This window comes from Pseudomonas sp. GNP013 (assembly GCF_054343995.1).
In genome coordinates this window covers 1,432,349-1,445,052 of sequence record NZ_JBTGUT010000001.1, presented here as the reverse complement: position 1 = coordinate 1,445,052, position 12,704 = coordinate 1,432,349, and the positions used below count along the sequence as shown (strand labels likewise).

Annotated in this window: 9 protein-coding genes and 4 tRNA genes; 2 read left to right on the top strand and 11 right to left on the bottom strand. The window is 61.0% G+C overall.

What is annotated here, in order from left to right; genetic code table 11:
• Positions 1-87: 87 nt before the first annotated feature.
• On the top strand, positions 88-978 hold the full coding sequence (locus tag ACXX81_RS06595; protein ID WP_209983185.1) for a LysR family transcriptional regulator: 891 nt from the start codon (positions 88-90) through the stop codon (positions 976-978).
• Between the two features lie 66 nt (positions 979-1,044).
• Positions 1,045-3,162 (top strand): putative bifunctional diguanylate cyclase/phosphodiesterase, encoded by a 2,118-nt coding sequence (locus ACXX81_RS06590; RefSeq protein WP_458571388.1) that lies wholly within the window; start codon positions 1,045-1,047, stop codon positions 3,160-3,162.
• Positions 3,163-3,172: 10 nt separating this feature from the next.
• Here ACXX81_RS06590 and ACXX81_RS06585 read toward each other — a convergent pair whose 3' ends face one another.
• From ACXX81_RS06585 to uvrB, 11 genes are all read right to left on the bottom strand, one after another.
• Complete coding sequence (locus tag ACXX81_RS06585) at positions 3,173-4,021, bottom strand: hypothetical protein (RefSeq protein WP_458571387.1); 849 nt, start codon at positions 4,019-4,021, stop codon at positions 3,173-3,175.
• Between the two features lie 112 nt (positions 4,022-4,133).
• A complete protein-coding gene (locus ACXX81_RS06580; protein ID WP_458571386.1) occupies positions 4,134-5,279 on the bottom strand; it encodes a hypothetical protein in 1,146 nt (381 codons plus the stop codon).
• Between the two features lie 436 nt (positions 5,280-5,715).
• Positions 5,716-6,675: a tRNA dihydrouridine synthase gene (locus tag ACXX81_RS06575; protein WP_209983192.1), complete on the bottom strand. Its 960-nt coding sequence runs from the start codon at positions 6,673-6,675 to the stop codon at positions 5,716-5,718.
• Between the two features lie 55 nt (positions 6,676-6,730).
• Positions 6,731-7,165 (bottom strand): acyl-CoA thioesterase, encoded by a 435-nt coding sequence (locus tag ACXX81_RS06570; protein WP_231423067.1) that lies wholly within the window; start codon positions 7,163-7,165, stop codon positions 6,731-6,733.
• A gap of 38 nt (positions 7,166-7,203) precedes the next feature.
• A complete protein-coding gene (locus ACXX81_RS06565; RefSeq protein WP_209983197.1) occupies positions 7,204-7,743 on the bottom strand; it encodes a TetR/AcrR family transcriptional regulator in 540 nt (179 codons plus the stop codon).
• 180 nt (positions 7,744-7,923) lie between these two features.
• Positions 7,924-7,999, bottom strand: a tRNA-Glu gene (locus ACXX81_RS06560).
• Between the two features lie 79 nt (positions 8,000-8,078).
• Positions 8,079-8,154: transfer RNA gene (locus ACXX81_RS06555), tRNA-Ala, on the bottom strand.
• Between the two features lie 49 nt (positions 8,155-8,203).
• Positions 8,204-8,279 (bottom strand) — tRNA-Glu (locus ACXX81_RS06550).
• A gap of 78 nt (positions 8,280-8,357) precedes the next feature.
• Positions 8,358-8,433, bottom strand: a tRNA-Ala gene (locus ACXX81_RS06545).
• Between the two features lie 147 nt (positions 8,434-8,580).
• Positions 8,581-10,062: a glutamate--tRNA ligase gene (gltX, locus tag ACXX81_RS06540; RefSeq protein WP_231423068.1), complete on the bottom strand. Its 1,482-nt coding sequence runs from the start codon at positions 10,060-10,062 to the stop codon at positions 8,581-8,583.
• Positions 10,063-10,457: 395 nt separating this feature from the next.
• Positions 10,458-12,473: an excinuclease ABC subunit UvrB gene (uvrB, locus tag ACXX81_RS06535; protein ID WP_003234351.1), complete on the bottom strand. Its 2,016-nt coding sequence runs from the start codon at positions 12,471-12,473 to the stop codon at positions 10,458-10,460.
• Between the last annotated feature and the right edge of the window lie 231 nt (positions 12,474-12,704).

The following is a 12,704-nucleotide window of genomic DNA, read 5'->3' as shown; positions in this document are numbered from 1 at the left end:
TGGCTTGTGAGGCTGATGGTATGGCGCTACATTAAATAACTCAAATTCATAATTTTTATGCTTTGGATTACCAACTGGAATACCATTATGGACCTGGCCAACCTCAATGCCTTTATTGCCATCGCCGAGAGCGGCAGCTTTTCCGGTGCCGGCGAACGCCTGCACCTGACCCAACCGGCCATCAGCAAACGCATTGCCGGCCTGGAACAGCAATTGAACGTACGGCTGTTCGACCGCCTGGGCCGCGAGGTAGGCCTCACCGAGGCGGGCCGGGCCTTGCTGCCGCGCGCCTATCAGATCCTCAATGTGCTGGATGACACCCGCCGCGCGCTCACCAACCTCACCGGCGAAGTCAGCGGGCGCCTCACCCTGGCCACCAGTCACCACATCGGCCTGCATCGCCTGCCACCGATCCTGCGCGCCTTTACCCGGGAATACCCCCACGTCGCGCTGGATATTCAGTTCCTCGATTCGGAAGTGGCCTACGAAGAAATCCTCCACGGCCGCGCCGAAGTGGCCGTGATCACCCTGGCGCCCGCGCCCCATCACCTGGTGCGCGCCACGCCGGTGTGGGATGACCCGCTGGACTTTGTGGTGGCGCCGGAACACAGCCTGACCGGCAACGCCCGCGTGAGCCTGGCCGATATCGCACGGCATCCGGCGGTTTTTCCCGGCGGCAATACCTTTACCCATCATATTGTCAGCAAGCTGTTCGGCGCCCAGGGCCTCACGCCCAACATCGCGATGAGCACCAATTACCTGGAAACCATCAAGATGATGGTCTCCATCGGCCTGGCCTGGAGCGTGCTGCCGCGTACCATGCTCGATGATCAGGTGACAAGCATCGCTTTGCCGGGCATACAGCTCAGTCGCCAGCTAGGCTATATCGTGCACACCGAAAGGACGCTGTCGAACGCTGCACGAGCCTTCATGAGCCTGCTGGATGCACAGGTCGATCTGCCAGGGATACCGGCATAACACCGTGCGGCCGTGGGCCTTGAACAAAACCGCGCTGTCTGCCCATCGAGCCAAGGCCCTTTGATAATGCACACCCCTGTCAACCCCGAGCACAACACTGCCGAGCAGGCGCTCAAGGACAGCCAGGAGCGCCTCGACCTGGCGCTGGAATCGGCGCAACTGGGCACCTGGGACTGGCACATTCCCACCGGCATGCTCTACGGCTCGGCCCGCGCCGCTCAACTGCATGGCTTGCCGCCCGAACCCTTCCATGAGCCTTTCGAGGCATTTTTCGAGGGCATGCCCGATTCCGATCGCGACAACATGCGCAGCGCCTACCGCACTCTGCGCAAGGGCCCGGCCGGCAATTACCAGCTGATTTACCGCGTGCCTCTGGAAGACGGCAGCGTGCGCTACCTGGAAAGCCGCGCCCGGCTGTATCGCGACGAACACGGCGCCCCGCTGCGCATGGCCGGCACCCTGCTGGACATCACCGACCAGGTCGAGCGCGAACAACGGCTCATTGCCTCCGAAGAAAAATTCGCCAGCGTATTTCATGCCAGTCCCAACGCGATTTCCATCACCGAACGCGACACGGGCCGGTATGTCGAGGTCAATGACGGCTTTTGCCGCCTGACCGGCTATCGCGCCGAGGAGGCCATCGGCCTCACGCTGTACCAGATCGGCATCTGGGCAGATGAAAACCAGCGCTCGGCGTTATTGGCCGAACTCGCGATCAAGGGCCGCATTCATCACCTGGAAATGCTCTGGCACAACCGGCGTGGCGAAGTGCTGTCGGTGGAGGTCTCGGTAGAACCGATTACCCTCAATGAAACCCCGTGCCTGCTGTTGACCGCGCGGGACGTGAGCCTGCTGAAAAACGCCCAGGCGCAGATCCGCCACCTGGCCTACCACGACCCACTCACCAACCTGCCCAACCGCGCGCTGCTGATGGACCGTCTGAGCCAGCAGATTGCCCTGCTCAAGCGCCATGACCTGCGTGGCGCCCTGCTGTTTCTCGACCTCGACCATTTCAAGCACATCAATGATTCCCTAGGACACCCGGTGGGCGACACCGTGCTGAAAATGATCACCGCGCGCCTGGAAGCCAGCGTGCGCATGGAGGACACCGTCGCGCGCCTGGGTGGCGATGAGTTCGTGGTGCTGCTCAGTGGCCTGCAAGGTTCACGCACAGAGGTCAGCCGGCAGGTGCAGGACCTCGCCGAGACGTTGCGCCACTTGCTCTCGGAGCCGATGTTCCTGGACGGCCACCGCCTGCAGGTCACACCGAGCATTGGCGTGGCGTTGATTCCCGACCATGGCTCGACCCCGACCGACCTGCTCAAGCGCGCCGACATTGCGCTGTACCGCGCCAAGGACTCGGGGCGCAACACCACGCAGATGTTTCACGACAGCATGCAGAAAGCCGCCAGCGAACGCCTGCGCATGGAAACCGACCTGCGCCTGGCGCTCTCGCGCGGCGAGTTCAGCGTGCATTACCAGCCCCAGGTGGATGCGCGCGGCAGCCACATCGTCGGTGCCGAGGCCCTGGTGCGCTGGCAGCATCCGCAACTGGGCGCGCAGTCGCCGGCCGAATTTATCAAGGTACTGGAAGACAGCGGTCTGATCCTGGAGGTGGGCACCTGGATTCTTGATGAGGCCTGCGCAGGTTTTGCGCAATTGATCGCCGACGGCCTGGTGGACCCGCTGAATTTCAGCCTGTGCGTGAACATCAGCCCACGGCAGTTTCGCCAGAACGACTTTGTGGAACGGGTGGAGCACAGCCTCAAACAGCATGCATTGCCGTTCAGCCTGCTGAAACTGGAAATCACCGAAGGCATCGTGATCCAGAACCTGGACGACACGGTGCTGAAGATGCGCCGCCTGAAAAAGCTCGGCGTGAGCTTTGCCATGGATGACTTCGGCACCGGCTATTCGTCATTGACCTACCTCAAGCGCCTGCCGGTGGATGCGCTGAAAATCGACCAGTCGTTCGTGCGCGATGCAACCCACGACCCCAACGACGCCGAGATCATCCGCGCGATCGTGGCGATGGCGCGCAGCCTGAACCTGGAGGTGATCGCCGAGGGCGTGGAAACCCTGGAACAGCTGGCGTTCCTGCAAGGCCTGGGCTGTCACCTGTATCAGGGTTACCTGCACAGCCGGCCGCTGCCCATCGAGCGGTTCAGGACGCTGCTGATGTAGCGCGCGGCGCTCACACCAGGGCGACCGCTTCGCCCTCCCTCGGCCCGCCGCCCCTGCGGCCCCACAGTTCTTCATGTCCGCCAATCACCGCAACCGAATGGGCGTCGGTGTTGATCATGCCCAACTGGCCGCAGGCCAAGGCCGCGACTGAGGTTTTTCTCACATAACGGCTCAAACCCAGGCGTTTGAGCGCCTCGCCGGTTTCCTGCTCGTCTTCGCCATCGTTGAGGCTGTTGATGGCCGCGCTGAAGCTGGCGCCCGCCGTGCCGTCGTTGTTTTGCTCCTGCGCGCGCTTGGCGCTGACGGCAAACAGAAAGTTGGCATCCTTGAGCATTCCGGCATCCGCGCCTTTGAAACGTGCTTCGCGAGCGGCTTGTGACAACTCCTGATTGGACACACTGAGCGTATGGCCGTCCCGCAGCGTCACGTCATAGCCGCGCGGCGCTCTCTGAACCCTTTCGAAAATACTTACGGGGCTCTGACCGAACCGGGCCATGGCCACCTTGATCGCTGCCACCGTGACGCAGTTGCCCTGATTGCTCTGGCGAAAACCGCGCCATATATCATCGGGCTGTTCGCCAACGGCTTTTGTGGACACGTGCAGGGGGCTTTCCACGCTTGCGCTGACACCCCGCCATTGGTTCACCACCGTCCTGAAGAGGCTCGCCAGGTGCAGGCCGTTACCGGCAAGCCGGCAACACTCGCGGTGGCGTTGTACGAACGCCCATGAAGGCTCGGGATAAACGTAACGCTGATGGACGTGCTCAGGCGTGTGGCGCACAGCGCTGCACACGCCCGTAACCGCCCGGTAATACTCATCCCTGAAACCTGCTGCACATGTATTGAAGATTGAAAACATGACCCCCCCTTGAACGCGTCTCCCCGACTGCATGGGCAGTCGGGGAGTCTTGGTCAGCCATTAGCTAGTGAAGATGTCTGCGAGGCTGTATCGACATAGCCCGCCGACGGTCTCAGCCAAAACGTCCAAAGATCGGATGTCCAGCGGCTGGAGCAGGCGACCTGATACCTGGGCGGACCTTGATCTCGCTGTCAGCCTCTGCGGTGGTCTCCCGCTCAGCGTCCTTGTGCACGGCCGTTGTGTGCTCATGCTCATGCCCTTGCACCGCCTTTGCTGCGGTCGTCGTTTGCGCCCCTGCGTCCAGCGCGGTATCGACCTTTCCTTCTGCGTCCGCCTTCATCTCGGCCTCCGTTTTGAACGCACTCGGCGTCGCTGCAAGGGTTTTCGCCTCAGCGCGTAACGGGTTCGCGGCCCTGGTTTCGGTGATCAAGGCAGCGCCATCGGGCTCACCGACCTTTGCCTCGTCGATAATCAATCGTGGCTTGATCGACGAGGCTGTACTCGACCCGTCATGGGAAGTCACCTTGACCTGAATGCCGGCAGCCAGGCTGATTCTGTACTGTTTGCCGCTCTCGGGCGTCAAGTTCACTTGGGTGCTGCCATCGGGCATGACCGTCACCTTCGCATCACCATCGGCCGAAACATCCAGCGACGCGTCTTTTTCAATGCCTTGCGCTACCGGTGCAGGGCTGTCAGTACGTGCGCTTAGCTGCACGCCTTGCTCGGCGCCAAGCTTGACTTTTACCGCTTGCTCTTGGTTCTTGGGCAGCACTTGGGTGTCAGCATCTTTCAGGTCGATCTGTAAACCGCCATCAGCGCCAAGCTTCACCTGAGCGCCAGTCTCGGCCCTTGCAGGCTTGGATTGGGTGTCAGCATCTTTCAAGCTCACTTGCACATTACCTTCAGCACCCGCTTTCATCTGGACATCGGATTTCACCAACGTTACCGGCGGACTCTGCACATCAACCGGCAACTTGGAACTGCCGCCCCAGCCCGATAGAAAGTTGCGCATTGCTTTCAGGACCAGTTCGAACATTTCCAACATTTTTTCCAGGGCATCGGCACTCACGGTCACTTGCTTGGCGCCGCCCTCGACAGTGTCGAGACGCGGCGCCATGTTGCTTTTTGGAACAAACCCGAGGTTATTGACCGGCTTTTCCATCGCTTGCGTTATCTGCGCAGCCGTGTCGCCTTTCGCATTAACATCCGACTTGAAACCCGCAACATTATTCATCGATATAGTAGACATCTGATTCATCTCATTCCTGGGGTGACGCCGCCGGCGCAGTCATCATTTAACACCGGCAACGATAGATTGGGCTGCAAGTAAACATCATCACTTCGCAGTCCCTACTTTCGTGGGGCGCGGCGATATTGAGTTCCAGAAATCCGCGATCACATAAGGAAAACAAAATCAAAAATCAGACTTTACCCCGTTTTGTCCCAGGAAAATCAGAGTGTTGGCCGGTGCAAACGGCGCTTGCACAGATATATAAAGTAATAAGCAGACCACACTTTAAACTCATGAAATCATTAAGCCCTTCCCTCGGCTGACGCCCATGTTAATACGCGCGCGCGATTCCCGCCGCCGCGCCAACATCAATCAACTGCCGAACACTACGTTTAGACGATCAAAAAAAAGGAGCGCCCATGGCACCCCTGATTTAGTGTTTAAAAACGTTATGAATATGAACTTAATCGTTCAGTGCAGGTTGCACACCGATCAACTCCGCGACCTTGTCCAATGCGGTCTCGCGGCGCAAGGCGTGGAACAACTCCACCGCCTGCGGATAGTTGCGCGTCAGCATCGCCAGCCACTGCTTCAAGCGACCGGGTGCCTGCTTTTCCGTCAACTGCGCCACCGACTGCCTCCAGAAGTCATGGAGCATCGGCTGCATCTGCGCCCATGTCATCTCCACCACGTCCTCACCGGCACGTGCGGCCGCAATCTGCCGCGCCAGGTCGGGCCGTGCGACCAGACCACGGCCCAGCATGATGTGTTCGGCGCCACTGATTTCGCGGCAACGCTTCCAGTCTTCAACGCTCCAGATATCGCCATTGGCAAACACCGGCACCTTGACCACGTCCTGCACTCGCGGGATCCACTCCCAATGGGCCGGCGGCTTGTAGCCGTCGGTCTTGGTGCGCGCATGCACCACGATATGCGCCGCGCCGCCCTCGGCCAGCGCGGTGGCACACACCAGCGCGCCATCCGGGCTGTCGAAGCCCAGGCGCATCTTGGCGGTCACCGGGATATGCGCCGGGACGGCGCGGCGCACGTGCTCGACAATCCGGTTGAGCAGCTCCGGCTCCTTGAGCAGCACCGCACCACCGCGTGACTTGTTGACCGTCTTGGCCGGGCAGCCGAAGTTCAAGTCGATCACCTGCGAGCCCAGCTCACAGGCCAAGACGGCGTTTTCCGCGAGGCACACCGGGTCCGAACCGAGCAACTGCACACGCAGCGGCACACCCGCAGCGGTCCGGGCACCTTGCAGCAGTTCAGGGGCGAGCTTGTGGAAATAGGCCGGGGTGAGCAGGCGGTCGTTGACGCGGATGAACTCGGTCACGCACCAGTCGATCCCGCCGACGCGGGTCAGCACGTCACGCAGGATGTTGTCGACCAACCCCTCCATGGGCGCCAGGGCAATTTGCATGGAAAACACTCAACAAAAATCGTGGCGCAGTTTACTGGGTTTCCTGCGGGAAACGTTAACCCCCGGTCAGCGCAGGGCCGTAACCGTCGAGAAACTCACTGGGCATGCGCTTTGGCTTGCCGCTGGACAGCTCGATACACACGAAGGTGGTTTGCGCGCGCAACAGGGTGACACCGTCACGCGGGCGCATCAGTTGAAAGCGGCGAGTCATCTTCAGGCGCTGGTCCCAGTCGACGATCCAGGTGGCCAGTTGCAGCTCATCGCCTTCGTAGCCGGCCGCCAGGTAGTCGATCTCATGGCGCACCACGGCCATGGCACGGTCCAGGCGGCGATACTCGGTGAGGTCCAGCCCCAGACGCTGTGAGTGCCGCCAGGCGCAGCGTTCCAGCCAGGATACGTACACCGCGTTATTGGCGTGCCCCAGGCCGTCGATGTCCTCGGGACCGACCTGCAGATCGATGATGAACGGCGTTGCCAGATCCCAGCCCATGCCTTGCTCCTGTCGTTTGATGTCGGCGCGGCAGTGTATCAACGCACCGCCGACTTCGCTGCGCGCAACACGCGATCCGACAATTCGCCAGGTCCAAGGGCGCGCGCAAGTGACAAGCCGCCGATCATCAAGGCCATGCCCGCCAGGGCCTTGTCGGTGTCTTCGGGGCTGGCGGCCAGTTGAGCGGCCATCAGCTCCGTGTGCTCATTGAGCGCCTGACGGAATTCATCCGGCAGGCGGCCCATCTCGCCCACGGTGGCCGGTAGCGGGCAGGCTTGCGTGGTGGAGTCGCGATGCTTGCGCGACAGGTAGAAGGCCGCCGCCAGGCCGCGACGCTCTTCGCCACTGAGTTGGGCATCGATGTCCTGAATCGCCGCGCGACGCCTGGCCAGCAACGCGGTAAAGGCCTCCAGCATCAACGCGTCCTTGCTTTCGAAGTGCGCGTAGAAACCACCGACGGTCAGCCCCGCCGCCGCCATGACTTCGCCCACACTCGGCTCGGCCGGGCCGCGCTGGATCAGCGCGGCGCTGGCGGCCTGCAGAATGCGTTCGCGGGTTTGCGCTTTTTTATCGCTCATCAAAGGGCTCCGTCGTTCATGGGCCGGATATTATTATCATGATAATACTTGGCAGGCGAGCGATGCGACGGCAGGTTGGAATGGGAGAAGGGATCAGCAGCGATTGGCCAAACGCCAGACAAACAAAAGGGCCATTCAATAATTGAATGACCCTTAAAAATCCCGCAGAGCGGGTAATCGTGGCGTCCCCTAGGGGACTCGAACCCCTGTTACCGCCGTGAAAGGGCGGTGTCCTAGGCCACTAGACGAAGGGGACACAAACCTTCTGTACAACTGATCAGCGCTGAGTGCTGATCGATTCAAGGCCGGTGTGGCCAGACCTTGAACCTGTAGATTGGTGGAGCTAAACGGGATCGAACCGTTGACCTCTTGCATGCCATGCAAGCGCTCTCCCAGCTGAGCTATAGCCCCGATTTTTCGCCTGGCGGCGCAGCAGATCTTGCGAACTGCTTGTTGAAACTGGCGTCCCCTAGGGGACTCGAACCCCTGTTACCGCCGTGAAAGGGCGGTGTCCTAGGCCACTAGACGAAGGGGACAAAACCTTCTGTACAACTGATCAGCGCTGAGAGCTGATCGACTCAAGGCCGGTGTGGCCAGACCTTGAACCTGTAAATTGGTGGAGCTAAACGGGATCGAACCGTTGACCTCTTGCATGCCATGCAAGCGCTCTCCCAGCTGAGCTATAGCCCCTCATCGGTGAGGACGGGGCGAATCTTAATGGCGGTTTGGAAGTGTGTCAAATTTATTTTCAACAATTTCCAAAGTTTTTTGCCGGGATAACAATCACTTACCAACGAAACCCCGGAAAGCCGGGGTTTCGTCACTGCCACAGAGGACTTAGCCGATAGCGCCCAGCAGCTTTTCCCATTCCTTGTTTTCTTTCTTGGAAACACCACCCAGCAAATCAAGCGCTTGGCGCAGGCGGAAGCGGGTGAGATCCGGTCCGAGAATTTCCATCGCATCGAGCACCGACACCGAGCTGGCCTGCCCGGTGATCGCAGCGAACATCAGCGGCATGGCATCGCGCAGCTTCAATTCCAGGGACTCGACCACCGCCTGAATCGTCGCAGTGATCGCGTCCTTCTCCCACTGGCGCAGGCTTTCGAGCTTCCACAGAATCAGCTGCATCAACTGGCGCACCTGGTCGCCCGACAGCTTCTTGGATTCGAACAGCTTCGCGTCCGGGTTCACGCCTCCGGCAAAGAAGAAGCTGGCCAACGGAGCGACCTGGCTGAAGGTCTCCACCCTGCCCTGCACCAGCGGCGCGATCTTCATCAGGTACTCAGGGTTCAACGCCCACTGCTGCACGCGGCTGGCGAATGCTTCCACCGGCAAGTCACGCAGCCACTGGCCGTTGAGCCAGGACAGTTTTTCGATATCGAAGATCGGCCCGCCCAGCGATACGCGGGACAGGTCGAAGTTGTCGACCATTTCCTGCAGCGAGAACTTCTCGCGCTCGTCCGGCATCGACCAGCCCATGCGGCCCAGGTAGTTGAGCATCGCTTCAGGCATGAAGCCCATGCGCTCGTAGAACGTCACCGAGGTCGGGTTCTTGCGCTTGGACAGCTTGCTCTTGTCCGGGTTACGCAGCAGCGGCATGTAGCACAACTGCGGCTGCTCCCAGCCGAAGTATTCATAAAGCAGGATCAGTTTCGGCGCCGACGGCAGCCATTCTTCGCCGCGCAGCACGTGGGTGATGCCCATCAGGTGGTCATCGACCACGTTGGCGAGGAAGTACGTCGGCAGACCGTCGGTCTTCATCAGCACCTGCATGTCCATGCGGTCCCACGGGATCTCGACGTCACCGCGCAGCATGTCCGGCACCACGCACACGCCTTCGCTCGGCACCTTCATGCGGATCACGTGCGGCTCACCGGCGGCCAGGCGGCGGGCCACTTCTTCTTTCGAAAGCAACAACGCGCGGCCGTCGTAGCGCGGGGTTTCGCCACGGGCCTGTTGCTCGGCGCGCATCTGGTCCAACTCTTCAGCGGTGCAGAAGCATGGGAACGCATGGCCCATGTCGACCAGCTGCTGAGTGTATTGCTGGTAAATATCGCTACGCTCGCTCTGCCGATACGGGCCGTGCGGGCCCCCAACGTCCGGACCTTCGGCCCAGGTGATACCGAGCCAGCGCAAGGCATCGAAAATCTGCTGTTCCGACTCGCGGGTGGAGCGCAGTTGGTCGGTGTCTTCGATCCGCAGGATGAATTCACCGCCGTGCTGCTTGGCAAAGCAGTAATTGAACAAGGCGATGTAAGCAGTGCCGACGTGGGGATCGCCGGTAGGCGATGGCGCGATGCGCGTGCGGACGGTGGTCATGGCAGGTCTCGAATGGGCGATATAACTGAAAATTGAAACAAGGGGCGAATGGTAACAGCCTGGGTGATATCTGGAAAACCGAGGCGCGGCTATCGGGGGCAAGCCCCCTCCCACATTTGACCGTGTTCACACATCAAGGTGGGAGGGGGGCTTGCCCTAATGCCGTTCAGTTAAGGAAAATGTGTGGGCTAATTGTGGCGAGCGGGCTTGCCCCGCGTTGGGGTGCGAAGCGCCCCCCATCGAGCAAAACGCGGTGTACCTGATACGGCTCAGCGCCTGGCTTTGGGGCTGCTGCGCAGCCCAACGCCGGACAAGCCTGCTCGCCACAGGGAATCTGCGCTTAACTGAACGGCATTAGGGCAAGCCCCCGATGAGGCCGGCACAACCACTACAAATCAAACAGCCAGCAACCGCTCGCGCAACTTGCCAATCTCATCGCGCGTCTGCGCCGCCGCTTCGAACTCAAGATCGCGCGCCAACTGGTACATCTTCTCTTCCAACTGGCGAATCCGCTTGGTGATCTCACTCGGCGAGCGCAATTCGTTCTCGTACTTGGCGCTTTCCTCGGCGGCCTTGGCCATGCCCTTGCGCTTCTTGCTGCGCGAGCCCGGCACGGTGGCGCCTTCCATGATGTCGGCGACGTCCTTGAACACGCCTTTGGGGGTAATGCCGTGCTCGAGGTTGAAGGCAATCTGCTTTTCACGGCGCCGCTCGGTCTCGCCAATCGCGCGCTCCATGGAACCGGTGATGCGGTCCGCATAGAGGATCGCCCGGCCATTGAGGTTACGCGCCGCGCGGCCGATGGTCTGGATCAGCGAACGTTCGGAGCGCAGGAAGCCCTCCTTGTCCGCATCCAGAATCGCCACCAGCGACACTTCCGGCATGTCCAGGCCTTCGCGCAGCAGGTTGATGCCCACCAGCACATCAAAGGTACCCAGGCGCAGGTCGCGGATGATCTCCACCCGCTCCACCGTGTCGATGTCCGAGTGCAGGTATCGCACGCGCACGCCGTGGTCGGCCAGGTAGTCGGTGAGGTCCTCGGACATGCGCTTGGTCAGCGTGGTCACCAGCACCCGCTCTTCCAGCGCCACGCGCTTGTTGATCTCCGACAGCAGGTCATCGACCTGGGTCAGCGCCGGGCGGATTTCGATCTGCGGGTCGACCAGGCCGGTCGGTCGCACCACCTGCTCGATCACCCGGCCCGCATGCTCGGCCTCATAATTGCCCGGCGTGGCCGACACAAAAATGGTCTGCGGGCTGATCGCCTCCCACTCGTCAAACCGCATCGGCCGGTTGTCCAGCGCCGATGGCAGGCGGAAACCGTACTCCACCAGGGTTTCCTTGCGCGAGCGGTCGCCCTTATACATCGCGCCCACCTGCGGCACGCTGACGTGGGACTCGTCGATCACCAGCAAAGCGTCCGGCGGCAGGTAGTCGTACAGCGTCGGCGGCGGCGCGCCGGAGTCACGGCCCGACAGGTAGCGTGAGTAGTTTTCGATGCCGTTGCAGTAGCCCAGCTCCAGGATCATCTCCAGGTCGAAGCGGGTGCGCTGCTCCAGGCGCTGGGCTTCCACCAGCTTGTTGTTGGCACGCAGGTATTCCAGGCGCTCGGCCAGCTCGACCTTGATGCCTTCGATGGCGCCCATCAGGGTTTCCCGGGGCGTTACATAGTGGCTCTTGGGGTAAAAGGTGAAGCGCGGCAGCTTGCGGATCACCTCGCCGGTCAACGGGTCGAAGGCCGACAGGCTTTCGACTTCATCGTCGAACAGCTCGATGCGGATGGCTTCCAGGTCCGATTCGGCCGGGTAGATGTCGATCACATCGCCACGCACGCGGAAGGTGGCGCGGGCAAAATCCATGTCGTTGCGGGTGTACTGCAGGCTTGCCAGGCGACGCAGCAATTCGCGCTGGTCGAGTTTGTCGCCACGGTCGACGTGCAGCACCATCTTCAGATAGGTTTCCGGGCTGCCCAGGCCGTAGATGCACGACACGGTGGTGACGATGATCGCGTCCTTGCGCTCCAGCAACGCCTTGGTCGCCGACAGGCGCATCTGCTCGATATGGTCGTTGATCGACGCATCCTTCTCGATGAAGGTGTCGGACGAGGGCACATAAGCCTCGGGCTGGTAGTAGTCGTAGTAGGAGACGAAATACTCCACCGCGTTGTTCGGGAAGAACGCCTTGAACTCACCGTACAGCTGCGCGGCCAGGGTCTTGTTCGGCGCCAGCACCAGGGTCGGGCGGTTGATCTGCGCGATCACGTTGGCAATGCTGAAGGTCTTGCCCGAACCGGTCACCCCGAGCAGCGTCTGGTGCGCCAGGCCGGCCTCGATGCCTTCGACCATCTGGCGAATGGCTTCAGGCTGGTCGCCGGCCGGTTCAAAGCGGGTGACGAGCTGGAAATCAGACATAACGTACCTCTTTCAGTCACCCCGGGCCTGTGGCCGCCAAGGACGAATAGCTCAGCAACCCGCGAATACGCTTCGCTGGTTGCAGGAAAAAATCATGATAGCTGTAGAAGTGGTGGCGAAGGCGATGGGTTTCAAGGCACTTGTCCTACATAGCGCCTGTATGGCCCCTGCACAGCCCCGGCCTGTTGAATGCCAATAAGACTAACGGTCGGCGCCTCAACCGAAAAACTT

What these genes read in the sequence shown, in the direction of transcription:
- ACXX81_RS06595 (WP_209983185.1), top strand. Translation starts at nt 88, where the DNA reads ATGGACCTGGCCAACCTCAATGCCTTTATTGCCATCGCCGAGAGCGGC.
- ACXX81_RS06590 (WP_458571388.1), top strand. Translation starts at nt 1,045, where the DNA reads ATGCACACCCCTGTCAACCCCGAGCACAACACTGCCGAGCAGGCGCTC.
- ACXX81_RS06585 (WP_458571387.1), bottom strand. Translation starts at nt 4,021, where the DNA reads ATGTTTTCAATCTTCAATACATGTGCAGCAGGTTTCAGGGATGAGTAT.
- ACXX81_RS06580 (WP_458571386.1), bottom strand. Translation starts at nt 5,279, where the DNA reads ATGAATCAGATGTCTACTATATCGATGAATAATGTTGCGGGTTTCAAG.
- ACXX81_RS06575 (WP_209983192.1), bottom strand. Translation starts at nt 6,675, where the DNA reads ATGCAAATTGCCCTGGCGCCCATGGAGGGGTTGGTCGACAACATCCTG.
- ACXX81_RS06570 (WP_231423067.1), bottom strand. Translation starts at nt 7,165, where the DNA reads ATGGGCTGGGATCTGGCAACGCCGTTCATCATCGATCTGCAGGTCGGT.
- ACXX81_RS06565 (WP_209983197.1), bottom strand. Translation starts at nt 7,743, where the DNA reads ATGAGCGATAAAAAAGCGCAAACCCGCGAACGCATTCTGCAGGCCGCC.
- gltX (WP_231423068.1), bottom strand. Translation starts at nt 10,062, where the DNA reads ATGACCACCGTCCGCACGCGCATCGCGCCATCGCCTACCGGCGATCCC.
- uvrB (WP_003234351.1), bottom strand. Translation starts at nt 12,473, where the DNA reads ATGTCTGATTTCCAGCTCGTCACCCGCTTTGAACCGGCCGGCGACCAG.